Origin of the sequence: Streptomyces sp. NPDC056347 (assembly GCF_042262625.1) — a bacterium.
Lineage (GTDB): Bacteria > Actinomycetota > Actinomycetes > Streptomycetales > Streptomycetaceae > Streptomyces.
On sequence record NZ_JBHJQP010000233.1, the window covers coordinates 1 to 10,157 of the forward strand.

At 73.3% G+C, this 10,157-nt stretch carries 9 protein-coding genes; 6 read left to right on the top strand and 3 right to left on the bottom strand.

Annotated features, from left to right (window positions below; genetic code table 11):
• Nucleotides 1–60 precede the first annotated feature (60 nt).
• Nucleotides 61–990 (bottom strand): DNA-directed RNA polymerase sigma-70 factor, encoded by a 930-nt coding sequence (locus ACFCV8_RS33295; RefSeq protein ID WP_376689239.1) that lies wholly within the window; start codon nt 988–990, stop codon nt 61–63.
• Between the two features lie 143 nt (nt 991–1,133).
• Between ACFCV8_RS33295 and ACFCV8_RS33300 the strand changes: the two genes are divergently transcribed.
• Nucleotides 1,134–2,669, top strand: coding sequence for a DUF6350 family protein (locus ACFCV8_RS33300; protein WP_376689240.1), 1,536 nt, complete (start codon nt 1,134–1,136; stop codon nt 2,667–2,669).
• Here the strand turns inward: ACFCV8_RS33300 and ACFCV8_RS33305 are convergent.
• A complete protein-coding gene (locus ACFCV8_RS33305) occupies nt 2,659–3,486 on the bottom strand; it encodes a hypothetical protein (protein ID WP_376689241.1) in 828 nt (275 codons plus the stop codon). The two genes, ACFCV8_RS33300 and ACFCV8_RS33305, sit on opposite strands and share 11 nt — an antisense overlap.
• A 333-nt stretch (nt 3,487–3,819) precedes the next feature.
• On the opposite strand from ACFCV8_RS33305, the gene purN reads away from it, so the two are divergent.
• Both purN and purH read left to right on the top strand, forming a co-directional pair.
• Nucleotides 3,820–4,476 (top strand): phosphoribosylglycinamide formyltransferase, encoded by a 657-nt coding sequence (purN, locus tag ACFCV8_RS33310; protein WP_376689242.1) that lies wholly within the window; start codon nt 3,820–3,822, stop codon nt 4,474–4,476.
• Nucleotides 4,463–6,016: a bifunctional phosphoribosylaminoimidazolecarboxamide formyltransferase/IMP cyclohydrolase gene (purH, locus tag ACFCV8_RS33315; protein ID WP_376689243.1), complete on the top strand. Its 1,554-nt coding sequence runs from the start codon at nt 4,463–4,465 to the stop codon at nt 6,014–6,016. The genes purN and purH overlap by 14 nt, the downstream gene beginning before the upstream one ends.
• Nucleotides 6,017–6,128: 112 nt before the next feature.
• Here the strand turns inward: purH and ACFCV8_RS33320 are convergent, their stop codons facing one another.
• Complete coding sequence (locus ACFCV8_RS33320) at nt 6,129–6,890, bottom strand: RDD family protein (protein WP_376689244.1); 762 nt, start codon at nt 6,888–6,890, stop codon at nt 6,129–6,131.
• A gap of 225 nt (nt 6,891–7,115) precedes the next feature.
• Between ACFCV8_RS33320 and ACFCV8_RS33325 the strand changes: the two genes are divergently transcribed.
• The 3 genes from ACFCV8_RS33325 to ACFCV8_RS33335 all read left to right on the top strand — a co-directional run bounded on the left by ACFCV8_RS33325 (nt 7,116) and on the right by ACFCV8_RS33335 (nt 10,127).
• Nucleotides 7,116–7,979, top strand: coding sequence for a bifunctional methylenetetrahydrofolate dehydrogenase/methenyltetrahydrofolate cyclohydrolase (locus ACFCV8_RS33325; protein ID WP_376689245.1), 864 nt, complete (start codon nt 7,116–7,118; stop codon nt 7,977–7,979).
• Between the two features lie 20 nt (nt 7,980–7,999).
• Nucleotides 8,000–8,674, top strand: a complete 675-nt coding sequence (locus ACFCV8_RS33330) for a DUF3017 domain-containing protein (RefSeq protein WP_376689246.1) — start codon at nt 8,000–8,002, stop codon at nt 8,672–8,674.
• A gap of 463 nt (nt 8,675–9,137) precedes the next feature.
• Complete coding sequence (locus ACFCV8_RS33335; protein ID WP_376689247.1) at nt 9,138–10,127, top strand: malate dehydrogenase; 990 nt, start codon at nt 9,138–9,140, stop codon at nt 10,125–10,127.
• The last annotated feature ends 30 nt before the right edge of the window (nt 10,128–10,157 follow it).

Sequence of the window (10,157 nt, forward strand, 5' to 3'; positions counted from 1 at the left end):
CCCCTCGATTCGAAGGGGTGCGGGCCCGCGCCGTTTCCGCGTCGGGCGCCGGCGAGGCGTTCAGCCGGTGCCGGGGACCAGGCGGGCCGTGCCCTGGACGAGCTCGCCGCGGAGCTTCTTCTCCAGCAGCACGTCCTGGGGCCCCGGCTTCCACGGCCCGGCGCGCGGCGGCACCCCGCTGATCCGCCGGGCGGGTGACTGCGGGGTCTCGTGCCGAGTCGGCGCCGTCACCAGGGTGAACAGTGTCAGCCCGACGAGCGCCGCCGCGAACCAGAAGGTGATCCGGGTCCACCGCCCGGCCCGGTGCTCGCTGTCGGTGCGGACCCGGCCGGGTGCCGGGAGCGTGCCGGGGGCCGGGGTCAGGGCGAGCGTGCCGAGCAACTCGCCGAGGGGCGCCGATCGCCCGGCGGGCGCGTCGTGCTCCGCCGGTTCGGGCATCCGCTCGGCGATCGCGGCGCGCGCGTTCAGCAGCCGGTTCGCCGTGGCCGGGGTGGTCGCCTCGGTCTCCGCGGCCGTGTCCGGCAGGTCCAGGCCCAGGCCGTCGTGGAGCACCAGGGTGCGGCGGTGGGCGGGCGGCAGCGCGAGCAGCGCGTCGAGCAGGGCGCGCGAGGCGGGCTCGTCCGGTGGCGGGTCGGGGCGGCGGTGCGCGCGCCGCAGCCGGTGCCAGGGCGACACGGCGTACTCGTACGCGGCGGCCCGCACCCACCCCACCGGGTCCCGGTCCACCGCGACCTCGGGCCAGCGCTCCCAGGCCAGGGCGAAGGCGCGGGCGACGGACTCCCGGGCGAGGCCGCGGTTTCCGGTCAGCAGGAACGTCTGGTGGAAGAGGGCGGTGGCGCAGTGCACGTACAGCGCGTCGAACGCCGCGGCGGGGGCGGGCGAACCGGCGGTGGCGGGCGCCTCGGCCGGGCCGGACATCTCGGCGGAGGCGGCGGAAGGGGTGTCCGGGGGGCCCGTGGCGTCCGTGCTGTCCGTCGGACTCCGTGTCATGCAGGACCCCCCATCGGGCTACACCGCGTAATAAAGCACATAAACATATATTGGGCGACACAGCGGGCGTTATCCCGTTACGCGTAATAAGCGCGTGTCGTTGGCAGCATGGCCGTGTGACCCAAGTAACGGAGAGCGGCCCCATGTTGTCGGCGGATCAGGGCCGGTCCGCCGCGCTGACCCTGGCCCTGCTGAGGGGGGCGGTCGCGGCCGGGCTCGGGCTGGGCTCGATCACCGTCCTCGTCCTGGCGTTGTGGATCATCTCCCCGGACTCCGGCGACAGCCCCGCCGGCGCCCTCCACGCGGCGGCCGGGCTCTGGCTGCTCGCCCATGGCGCCGAGCTGATCAGGGCCGACACGCTGAGCGGGGTGCCCGCCCCGGTGGGGGTCGTACCGCTGCTGCTCGCCGTGGTGCCGGTGTGGCTGGTGCACCGTGCGGCGCGCGATGTCCTGGTGCCGGACGAGGAGCACCCGGCCCTGACGGCGGGGAGCGGTCTGGCCGCGGTCGCCGGGGGGTATCTGCTGGTCGGCTCGGCCGTCGCGTACTACGCGCGGGGCGGTGCGCTGTCCGTACGGCCGCTCTCGCTGCTCTTCCCGGCGGCCGTCGTGGTGGTGGGCGTGGCGGCGGCCGGGGTCTGGGCGGCGGCCGGGCGCCCGGTCGTGCTGCCCGGCCGGGCCCCGTCCGCCCTGCACCGGGCGCTGGCGGACGGCCGGCTCCGGGAGCGCGCCGCGACGGTGTGGCGGGCGGCGGCGGCCGGGGTGGCGATGCTGGTCGGCGGCGGGGCGCTGCTCGTCGCGGCCGGGCTGGTGTGGCACGCGCATCCGGCCCGGCAGGCGTTCGTCCAGCTCTCGGGCGACTGGTCGGGCCGGGTCGCGGTGCTGCTGCTCGCGGCGGTGCTGGTGCCGAACGCGGCGGTGTGGGGTGCGGCGTACGGGCTCGGGCCCGGGTTCGCCCTGGGCACGGCGTCCACGGTCACCCCGCTGGCCTTCTCCGGACGCCCGGCGCTGCCCGGCTTCCCCCTGCTGGCCGCGGTGCCCGCCCAGGGCCCCGGGACGCTCCCGAACTGGGCGGCCCTCGGCGTGCCGGTCGCGGCCGCGGTGACCGTCGCCTGGTTCACGGTGCGGCGGGCCGCGCCGTCGCGCGGCGGGGGCGAGGAGGCGTGGGGCCCAGGGGCGACCGCGCTGGTGGCCGCGCTCGCGGCGGTCGGGTGCGGGGCCGGTACGGCGGTGCTGGCGGCGGCCGCCGGGGGGCCGCTGGGGACGCGGGCGCTGGCGGAGTTCGGGCCGGTGTGGTGGCTCGCCGGGGCGGCGGCGACGGCCTGGACGGTGGTGCTGGGGGTGCCCGGCGCGCTGTTGCTGCGGGCGTGGCGGCTGCGCAGGCGGGTCCGCAGCGGCTGGTGGTGGCTCACCGGTGCGATGCCGCCCCAGGAGCGGGAACGCGAGCGGGAAAGAGTGCGGGAGCAGGAGCGGGCACGGGCGCGACGGGCCGCGTACGCGTCCGCCGCCCCCGTACCGCCGCCCGGTCCGGGGGCGGAAGGGGACTTCACGCCGTACGACTTCACGCCGCACGACTTCACGCCGTACGACTTCCTGCCGACCGAGCCCTGGTACGGGCGGACGGCCCGGCCCGAGGGGGCCGGACCGTCCGGGAGCGCGGGAGGGGAGGGGCTCAGTCCTTGACGCCGAAGAGCGGCTCCAGCGGCTTCGGCAGCTGGTCGTTGCAGGCGACCTGACCGGCCTTGGTCAGGGCGTCGTTGACGCAGGTGTAGTAGTCGCGGTAGACGAGCTGCACGGTGAAGGTCGCGGCGACGATCGAGAGCGCGAGCAGTGCCGTCACCAGACCGCTGACCGCGGCCGTGGTCTGCTGCCTGCCGCCGACCGGGGCCGCGGGGGCGGCCGGCGCGGGTGCCCCCGGCGTCCGGGCGGGGCCCGCCGCCTGCCCGGAGCCGTCGGCGGCCGGGCTCCTCGGCTTGGACCGCAGCGAGCTGATCGCCCAGTACACCGCGAGCGAACCGAGCAGCAGGGCGATCTCCGGGAAGTCGAAGAGCGCGAAGAAGAAGGCCCACATGCCGCAGAGCAGCGCGTAGCGCGCCCGGCGCTGTGCGGGGTCGGTGGGGTCCCAGCGCAGCCCGCCCGGGCTGCCCTCGGGCCCGCCCTGGCCGCCGCCACCGCCCGTACCGCCCTGGCCCGGGCGGCCGCCGAAGCCGCCGTTCTGCCGGCCGGGCTGACGGCTGCTCCACTGGCCGCCCCACGCCGGACGGTCCCCGGAGGAGCCGCTCTCGCCGGAGCCCTCCCCGCTCCCGGAGTCGTTGCCGTTGCCGGAGCCCTGCGCGGTGTTCACCGGGTGGCGGGGCTGCCAGGGCTGGTCGGGCCGGTTCTCCGGCGGCGGGGCGAAGGGGTTGTCGTCACTCCCGTCCGAACCCCTCCCGCCCGGGGAAGAGGCGTCCCGCTCGGGCAGCGGCTGGCGGAAGGCGGTGCGGCGGCGTCGGTCCGGCATGTGGTGAACGTCTTCCCCATCTCGTCATTTCCGCCCCGTGGACGGTTCGCTGTCCCCTGACGCTACCTCCCGGCAAGGAGCCGCCGAAAGCTGGGAGCGCGGGCCGGGGCGCCGATCCCCGCGATCCGGACCGGCCGCCGCCCGCCGGGGCCGCCGACCCCCGTCCCGTGGGGGTTCGCCGGGGTGCCGGTATCGTTGCTGGCGGTCGACCGGTTCGTAGAGTTCCCCGTACCGAGGGGCTCTGTTCTTTCGTACGACCGTACAAATCAGCGTCGCTCTGCTCCACGACGTGGGCGGAGCACGCCGGAACACCACGCGAGAAAGGGCCCAGCCGTGGCCTCCCCGCCCCCCTCCGCCGCCCCGGCACGTCTGGTCGTGCTGGTCTCCGGTTCGGGAACGAATCTGCAAGCCCTGCTCGACGTCATCGGTGACGATCCCGGGGCCTTCGGCGCGCAGGTCGTCGCGGTCGGCGCCGACCGCCCCGGCATCGCCGGTCTCGAACGGGCGGAGCGCGCCGGAATTCCGACCTTCGTCTGCCGGGTCAAGGACCACGCGACCCGGGACGAGTGGGATGCCGCGCTGGCCGCCGCGACGGCCGCGCACCGCCCGGACCTCGTGGTGTCCGCGGGGTTCATGAAGATCGTGGGGAGGGAGTTCCTCGCCCGCTTCGGCGGCCGGATCATCAACACCCACCCCGCCCTGCTCCCCAGTTTTCCCGGTGCCCACGGGGTGCGCGACGCGCTCGCGTACGGCGTGAAGGTCACCGGCTGCACCGTCCACTTCGTCGACGACGGCGTCGACACCGGTCCGATCATCGCGCAGGGCGTGGTGGAGGTGACCGAGGAGGACTCGCCGGAGGGCGAAGCCGCTCTCCACGAACGCATCAAGCAAATCGAGCGCAAGCTGCTCGTCGAGGCCGTGGGGCGGCTCGCCCGCGACGGCTATCGCATTGAGGGACGAAAGGTTCATCTCGGTCATGTCGGTGAATAAGCCCATCCGTCGCGCCCTGGTCAGTGTCTACGACAAGACGGGGCTCGAAGACCTCGCGCGCGGCCTGCACGAGGCGGGTGTCGAGCTGGTCTCCACCGGCTCCACCGCCGGGCGGATCGCCGCCGCCGGCGTCCCGGTCACCAAGGTCGAGGAGCTCACGGGCTTCCCCGAGTGCCTCGACGGCCGCGTCAAGACGCTGCACCCGCGCGTCCACGCCGGCATCCTGGCCGACCTCCGCCTCGACGCCCACCGCGAGCAGCTCGCCGAGCTCGGCGTGGAGCCGTTCGACCTGGTGGTCGTCAACCTCTACCCGTTCAAGGAGACCGTCGCCTCCGGCGCGTCGGCCGACGAGTGCGTGGAGCAGATCGACATCGGCGGCCCCTCGATGGTCCGCGCCGCAGCCAAGAACCACCCGTCGGTGGCCGTGGTCACCAGCCCCGCGCGGTACGCCGACGTGCTGGCCGCGGTGAAGGCCGGCGGCTTCGACCTGACCGCCCGCAAGCGGCTGGCCGCCGAGGCGTTCCAGCACACCGCCGCGTACGACGTCGCCGTGGCCTCCTGGTTCGCGGACGACTACGCCGCGGCCGACGACTCGGGCTTCCCCGACTTCTTCGGTGCCACGTACGAGCGCGCGAACGTGCTGCGCTACGGCGAGAACCCGCACCAGCCCGCCGCCCTCTACACCTCGGGCACCGGCGGCCTGGCCGAGGCGGAGCAGCTGCACGGCAAGGAGATGTCGTACAACAACTACACGGACACCGACGCCGCGCGCCGGGCCGCGTACGACCACGCCGAGCCGTGCGTCGCGATCATCAAGCACGCCAACCCGTGCGGCATCGCGATCGCCGACGACGTCGCCGAGGCGCACCGCAAGGCGCACGCCTGCGACCCGCTGTCGGCCTTCGGCGGCGTCATCGCCGTCAACCGTCCGGTGACCGTCGCCATGGCCGAGCAGGTCGCGGAGATCTTCACCGAGGTCATCGTCGCCCCGGCCTACGAGGACGGCGCGGTCGAGGTCCTGGCCCGCAAGAAGAACATCCGGGTGCTGCGCTGCCCCGACGCCCCGACCGCCCCGGTCGAGGTCAAGCCGATCGACGGCGGCGCGCTGCTCCAGGTCACCGACCGCCTCCAGGCCGAGGGCGACGACCCGGCCAACTGGACGCTGGCCACCGGCGAGGCGCTGGGCGAGGACGAGCTGAAGGAGCTGGCCTTCGCGTGGAAGGCCTGCCGCGCCGTCAAGTCCAACGCCATCCTGCTCGCCAAGGACGGCGCCTCGGTCGGCGTCGGCATGGGTCAGGTGAACCGGGTGGACTCCGCGAAGCTGGCCGTGGAGCGGGCGGGCGAGGAGCGGGCGCGCGGTGCGTACGCGGCCTCCGACGCGTTCTTCCCGTTCCCCGACGGGCTGGAGATCCTGACCGCCGCGGGCGTCAGGGCCGTGGCCCAGCCGGGCGGTTCGGTCCGTGACGAGCTGGTCGTCGAGGCCGCGAAGAAGGCGGGCGTGACGATGTACTTCACGGGCACGCGGCACTTCTTCCACTGATACGGGCCGTACCCGGGCGGCCCGGGTACGACGGAAGGCCGCCGATTCCCCCGAAGAAGTGGGGAATCGGCGGCCTTCGCGTCGTGACGAAAGTGTCAGACCGTCAGCGTGTTCACTTCGTCTTGATGACGATCGTGCTGCCGGCGCGGTCGTGCCAGCCCTGGAGCTTGCCCGAGTTGTCGAAGAAGGGGGAGAGGTAGACCAGCAGCGTGCCGAGGCCGCAGAAGAGCGAGCCGACCATCGGGATGATCCAGCGGATGAAGCCCGCACCCAGGCCGGGGGCCTGACCGGTGCTCTCCTTGACGACCTTGACGTTGAGGACCATCTTGCCGAGCGTGGCACCCCAGATGGAGACCATCAGCCACTCGTAGAGCAGTGCTATCAGGGCGAACACGGCGATGAAGCCGAAGAAGCCCGCGATCACGCCGACGCTGGCGCTGGCCGCGTCGTTGACGCACTGGTTGTACGAAGCGGTGCCGTACTCCATGCCGCTGCAGTCGTCGATGGACTTCGAGGCGCCCACCAGGCTCGCGACGCCGATCGCCGAGAAGATCATGTAGAGGATGCTGTACGCGACACCGTCCAGCGCACGCGCGCCCAGGCGGCGGCCCATCGTGGCGAGTTCGACGGTGCCGAGGCCCGCGACGTTGATGTAGCCGTTGTTGGCCTGGAGGGTGCCGCCCGGCTGCTGGGGCGGGTAGCCGTAGCCCGGCTGGCCCTGCGGCGGCTGGCCCGGCTGCTGCGGGTAGCCGTAGCCCGGCTGACCCTGCGGGGGCTGCTGCGGGTAGCCGTAACCGGGCTGGCCCTGCGGCGGCTGGCCCGGCTGCTGGCCGTACGGATTGTTCGGGTTCGGGTTCGGGTCGCCGAAACTCATCTGGGCGTTCCTCCAACGTGCACTGCGGGGACGATGCGGCCGCACGGAGGAAAGAAAGGTCAGTGGTCCGCCCCCCGGTACTACTGCGGCACTGCGGGAATAATCGTTATAAACGAAATGTAAGTTTGTCCAGTCGCTGCTCTTGCTTGTTGCGCAAGTGCAACATCGAGCCACTGTTCGCGGCCGAATTGGTACCTGGGCGGGGTCATCCGCGAGTATGGGGACATGACTGCCCAGATTCTCGATGGCAAGGCCACCGCAGCCGCGATCAAGTCCGATCTCACCGTCCGCGTGGCGGCCCTCAGGGAACGGGGCATCACCCCCGGCCTGGGAACCCTGCTGGTCGGGGACGACCCGGGCAGCCGTTGGTACGTCAACGGCAAGCACCGCGACTGCGCGCAGGTCGGCATCGCCTCCATCCAGCGCGAACTCCCCGACACCGCCACGCAGGAGGACATCGAGGCGGTCGTCCGCGAGCTGAACGACAACCCCGACTGCACCGGTTACATCGTGCAGCTCCCGCTCCCCGACGGCATCGACACCAACCGCGTGCTGGAACTGATGGACCCGGCCAAGGACGCCGACGGCCTGCACCCGATGAACCTCGGCCGCCTGGTGCTCAACGAGAGCGGCCCGCTGCCGTGCACCCCGCAGGGCGTCGTCCAGCTGCTCCGCCACCACGGCGTCGAGATCAAGGGCGCGAACGTGGTGGTCGTGGGCCGGGGCGTCACCATCGGCCGCCCGATGCCGCTGCTGCTGACCCGCCGCTCCGAGAACGCCACCGTGACGCAGTGCCACACCGGTACGCGTGACCTCTCCGCGCACCTCAAGCAGGCCGACATCATCGTGGCCGCCGCCGGGGTGCCGCACATCATCAGGCCCGAGGACGTGAAGCCGGGCGCCGCCGTGCTCGACGTCGGCGTCAGCCGGGACGAGAACGGCAAGATCGTCGGGGACGTCCACCCGGGCGTGGCCGAGGTCGCCGCCTGGATCTCCCCGAACCCCGGCGGAGTCGGCCCGATGACCCGTGCCCAGCTGCTCGTCAACGTGGTCGAGGCGGCCGAGCGCAACGCCGCCGCCGCGGGCTGACCCGATCCGGAGGAAACCCCATGGGTGCTGCTACGAGTCCGGCCGACCCGGCCGCCGAGGCGGGCGGTACGCCCCCGCGGCCGCCGCGGGCCCCCGAGGCGCCGCCGGGCGGGTCACACGCGCCGGACGCGGACGAACGGGCGGCGGGCGAGGCCGGTGAGGCCGGTGAGGCCGACGCGGCCGATGCGGCTGATGCGGCGGGCGAGTCCGGCGCTTCCGGCGAGGCGGACACGGACGCGGCCGGGGAGACCGGTACGGCCGGGCAGAGCGCGGAGAGCGGCGGTGAGCCGGGAGCGCCGCGCTCGCGGCGGTTCCCCTCGTTCACCCGGGACACCGCGCGTCCCGAGGGCGGCGGCCGGGCCGCGCCCGGGGACGCGCCCGCCCCGGCCCGGCAGTGGCCGCTGCTCGCGGTGCTCTGCACGGCCGGGATCGGGCTGCTGATCGTGGCCGTCGACCCCTTCGCCGAGGCGTTCCGGGTCGGCACGATGCTGATCGGCTGCGCCCTGCTCGGCGGTGCCGTGCTGCGGCTCGTGGTGCCGTCGGTGGGCATGCTGGCGGTGCGGTCCCGCTTCACCGACCTGGTGACCTACGGGCTGCTCGGCTTCCTCATCGTGATGCTGGCGCTGGTGGCGCAGCCCAAGCCGTGGCTGGACATCCCGTTCCTGGAACAGGCCGTTCACTTCACCATCCGCTGAGCCCGCCCGACCGGGGCGCTCGGACCGGTGCCCGTCCCCTCCCCCGAGCGGGACGGACACCGGCTGACGGGGCCCACCGGGGCGCGAAGGCCCTGGTGCGCGGCACCTGAGCGGTCCTGCCCCGTCGAGAATTCAGCCTGGTCGACGGGGTGGGGCGGAACAAGGGATGCCTGGGGCCTGTGGCACGGAAGTGACCATTCCGCCACCGTGTGATCGTCCCGCAACGGAGTGCCGGGGTGTGCGTCACCGGGATCCGGCGGGCGCCGCCCGACCGCCCCGTACCGCATTCGGCCGGGTGAGCGCTGTGTGACGGCTTGTGCGCGGTGCCACAGGGGGCAGAGCGTCCCGGGGGTTCCGGGTCGGATAGCCTGACCGCTGGATATCTCTTCACATCAAGATTCAGGGATGTCCAGCACCAGGGGCCAGGAACCCCCCCACCGCCAGCTGTCTAACGGAGATCGCCATGACCCGCACTCCCGTGAATGTCACCGTGACCGGCGCAGCCGGCCAGATCGGCTACGCGCTGCTCTTCCGCATCGCCTCCGGCCACCTGCTCGGCCCGGACGTGCCGGTCAACCTGCGTCTCCTGGAGATCCCGCAGGGCCTGAAGGCCGCCGAGGGCACCGCGATGGAGCTCGACGACTGCGCCTTCCCGCTGCTGCGCGGCATCGAGATCACCGACGACGCCAACAAGGCGTTCGACGGTGCCAACGTCGCCCTGCTCGTCGGCGCCCGCCCGCGCACCAAGGGCATGGAGCGCGGTGACCTGCTCTCCGCCAACGGCGGCATCTTCAAGCCGCAGGGCAAGGCCATCAACGACAACGCCGCGGACGACATCAAGGTCCTCGTCGTCGGCAACCCGGCCAACACCAACGCGCTGATCGCCCAGGCCGCCGCCCCGGACGTGCCGGCCGAGCGCTTCACCGCGATGACCCGCCTCGACCACAACCGGGCGATCTCGCAGCTGGCCGCCAAGACCGGTGCCGCCGTCTCCGACATCAAGAAGCTGACGATCTGGGGCAACCACTCGGCGACCCAGTACCCCGACATCTTCCACGCGGAGATCGCGGGCAAGAACGCGGCCGAGCTCGTCGACGACGAGGCGTGGCTGGCCGACACCTTCATCCCGACCGTCGCCAAGCGCGGCGCCGCGATCATCGAGGCCCGGGGCGCGTCCTCGGCCGCCTCCGCCGCCAACGCCGCCATCGACCACGTGCACACGTGGGTCAACGGCACCGCCGCGGGCGACTGGACCTCCATGGGCATCCCGTCGGACGGCTCCTACGGCGTTCCGGAGGGCATCATCTCGTCCTTCCCGGTCACCACGGAGAACGGCACCTACAAGATCGTCCAGGGCCTGGACATCAACGAGTTCTCCCGTGCGCGCATCGACGCCTCGGTGAAGGAGCTCACCGAGGAGCGCGACGCGGTGCGCGAGCTCGGCCTGATCTGATCCCCGATCCGGTCCGTACGCCTTCCACGC

What these genes read in the sequence shown, in the direction of transcription:
- ACFCV8_RS33330 (WP_376689246.1), top strand. Translation starts at nt 8,000, where the DNA reads ATGGGTGCTGCTACGAGTCCGGCCGACCCGGCCGCCGAGGCGGGCGGT.
- ACFCV8_RS33295 (WP_376689239.1), bottom strand. Translation starts at nt 990, where the DNA reads ATGACACGGAGTCCGACGGACAGCACGGACGCCACGGGCCCCCCGGAC.
- ACFCV8_RS33300 (WP_376689240.1), top strand. Translation starts at nt 1,134, where the DNA reads ATGTTGTCGGCGGATCAGGGCCGGTCCGCCGCGCTGACCCTGGCCCTG.
- ACFCV8_RS33325 (WP_376689245.1), top strand. Translation starts at nt 7,116, where the DNA reads ATGACTGCCCAGATTCTCGATGGCAAGGCCACCGCAGCCGCGATCAAG.
- ACFCV8_RS33305 (WP_376689241.1), bottom strand. Translation starts at nt 3,486, where the DNA reads ATGCCGGACCGACGCCGCCGCACCGCCTTCCGCCAGCCGCTGCCCGAG.
- purH (WP_376689243.1), top strand. Translation starts at nt 4,463, where the DNA reads ATGTCGGTGAATAAGCCCATCCGTCGCGCCCTGGTCAGTGTCTACGAC.
- ACFCV8_RS33320 (WP_376689244.1), bottom strand. Translation starts at nt 6,890, where the DNA reads ATGAGTTTCGGCGACCCGAACCCGAACCCGAACAATCCGTACGGCCAG.
- ACFCV8_RS33335 (WP_376689247.1), top strand. Translation starts at nt 9,138, where the DNA reads ATGACCCGCACTCCCGTGAATGTCACCGTGACCGGCGCAGCCGGCCAG.